Annotated in this window: 4 protein-coding genes and 1 pseudogene; all 5 read left to right on the top strand. The window is 62.1% G+C overall.

The genetic code is table 11. The features are described from left to right. Positions 1-189, top strand: a pseudogene (locus UIA24_RS22925) (hypothetical protein); the annotation flags it as partial. Positions 190-247: 58 nt separating this feature from the next. Next, on the top strand, positions 248-661 hold the full coding sequence (locus tag UIA24_RS22920) for a hypothetical protein (RefSeq protein WP_330524030.1): 414 nt from the start codon (positions 248-250) through the stop codon (positions 659-661). Positions 662-725: 64 nt separating this feature from the next. Beyond that, entirely contained in the window at positions 726-1,550 is an 825-nt protein-coding gene (locus tag UIA24_RS22915; RefSeq protein ID WP_330524029.1) for a hypothetical protein, read from the top strand. 83 nt (positions 1,551-1,633) lie between these two features. Further along, positions 1,634-2,056: a hypothetical protein gene (locus tag UIA24_RS22910; protein WP_330524028.1), complete on the top strand. Its 423-nt coding sequence runs from the start codon at positions 1,634-1,636 to the stop codon at positions 2,054-2,056. Next, the gene (locus UIA24_RS22905) at positions 2,056-2,304 is read left to right on the top strand and encodes a hypothetical protein (protein WP_330524027.1); all 249 of its coding nucleotides are present in this window, start codon (positions 2,056-2,058) and stop codon (positions 2,302-2,304) included. Before UIA24_RS22910 ends, UIA24_RS22905 begins: the two co-directional genes overlap by 1 nt. Positions 2,305-2,325 lie beyond the last annotated feature (21 nt).

The following is a 2,325-nucleotide window of genomic DNA, read 5'->3' as shown; positions in this document are numbered from 1 at the left end:
GAGCAGGCTCGCCGCTTGAAGCGACCTGACGCGTCAGCTTTTGAGATAACACCAAAACTAGCGCGTCAGTTCGACAAGGCTAGCCAAGCAGAACTGAAGCGTGATCCAGGCTGCGAAATCGAAGCACCTAAACCACTCCCGCACGGCGAGCAGCAGTGTAAAGCCGCGCAGCTCGACATCCTGAATTAACCCTATTGCCACCATGCCGCATCCGGCCACGGAGGGCGGCGCATGCGCGGAGAAAGCCATGAGCAACTACAACTGCGACTACGTGCGCAACCACTACGGCGTGCCGGCAGAGGTCGGGCGCCGGGTGATTGCCAATGGCGAGCCTGGTGTAATCATCGCCGACCGGGGCCATTACATCGGCGTCATCCTCGACAGCGATCCGAAGAAGCGCATCCGCAACTACCACCCCACCTGGGAGATGCAGTACGGCGAAATGGCCGAGAAGCTACCGCTCAAGCAGTGGGAAGTGCTCACCAACGGGCTGTATGACTGGGATGACGTTCGGTACATGCTTGGCGATGCGCGCCACTACGTGCGGCGCATATGGGCAGCCACTCGTAGCCAGGCCAAGTATCGGGCCTATCAGGAGCTGGCCGAGTGTTTCAACGATGACGCGACCGCCATGCTGACCTTCAAGGTGCGCGCCGCCTAAACCTCCCGCGCTGCCCGCCAGCGCCTTCCCCTATTCAACGATAACGCCCCCGGCGAGGCACCCCATGCCCACAGAAAACCGATCCAGCAACACCGAGATGGTCAGCGACAAGCTGCCGCCCTGCGCAGATGACGTGTTCAAGAATGGCGTCAGCGCCTGCCTGGTTGGCGACGTGCCAAAGCACGCGGCCGAGACAATCTGCCAGAGCCTTTCCGCTGTAACTGGCTGGAAGATCGACTGGCACTACTTTGGCGGTCGGACGCACATCAAGGCGCTCGCGCCAGCCCCGCAGCCCCACCCCGAGCCTATAGCCTGGATGGTTGGCACTGCCTTCTGGTGGACCAAAGAAGAGGCAGAGAGGGATGCGGCAGCTACTGGCAAGACCATCACGCCGTTCGGGCCAATGATCGATACCGGCGAGGTTGAGCGGCTGCGCGCTGCCCTGAAGTTCTACGCTGACCGCGAGCACTATCACTTTGAAAGCGGCAATTGGGACACCGTGAGCGGCGAGCCGCTGAACATCCTCTGGTGCGGCGACGAACCTGATTTCATCGAGGATGGCACCGTCGCACGCAACGCCCTATCCGCCAGCGCAGAGCCGAAATGCGACAAGTGCCACGGTCGTGGGAAGTTGCGCATTGCCACGGTATGCGGTCCTACCGACAAGATTTGTCCGGACTGCACCAGCGCAGAGCCGAGCGCGCCGGTTGAGCGCGATGAGCGGGCGGCGTTTGAGAAAGCGTGCCGGGAGGCCGCAACCGCTCGAGGCCGGGAACTTGACCCAGAAGCCCTGAGGCGTCGCGCAGACGGTTCACACGTTAACCCCCTGACTGAATGCGGCTGGTGGGGCTGGCAAGCCCGCGCCGCCCTGGAGCGCAATCCCTCCTGACCTCAGGAGTACGAATGTACTCCACCCGGCTGTAACCCCTCTCCCCTCTATTCACTGCCGCGATATGGCAGAAGGACGAAGTCATGTCTGAAGAAAAGCAACAAGCCTGGCCCGACCATTTCCGCTACATCGATTCCATCGGCCCCGAGGGCGTCACGATCGTGTGCCGGCGTTATGTGGTAATCCGCGAAAGCGAGCACTGCTACTGGCTCGTTCCTGAAGGCCATGAGGGTTATGCCATGGCGCGGCAGGAGGCTACTGGCAGGGTCTGGGACAACGCCAAGCGCGTTTCGAAAGACTCTTGGCGCCGGTTCGCCTACCCCGACAAAGAAGAAGCGCTCCGAAGCTACAAGGCCCGCAAGCGCCACCAACTGAGCCATGCCGAGCTGGCCATGGAGCGAGCAAAGGCCGCCTTGGCCGACATCAAGGATCTGGAGGCGATCAACGACGAGCACCTGTGCGCCGGCGGTGACTACATCAAAGAGCTGAACTGGGTGGACTGCTGATGACCCGCCTCGCCCTCTGTCTCCTGCTGCTGGCCACCGGCGCCAGCGCAACCGAGAACGTCATCGACGTGCAGCACGACAGCCAGCGCGGCGTCACCTGCTACCTGCTGAATGGGGTCGGCATCAGCTGCATCCCCGACAGCCAGCTCCAGGCCGGCAACGAGCGCGAGCTCTCCCCGCAAGGACAAGACACCCCTACCCCTACACAGGCGCCAGCGCTCTGGAATGAAGAGAGGTATTCGCTGTGAAAGCACTTTCGATTCGGCAGC

It is taken from the genome of Pseudomonas sp. AL 58 (assembly GCF_036348395.1).
Lineage (GTDB): Bacteria > Pseudomonadota > Gammaproteobacteria > Pseudomonadales > Pseudomonadaceae > Aquipseudomonas > Aquipseudomonas defluvii.
Note: the sequence above shows the minus strand (reverse complement) of the source record. Positions and strands in the feature narration are given on the sequence as shown.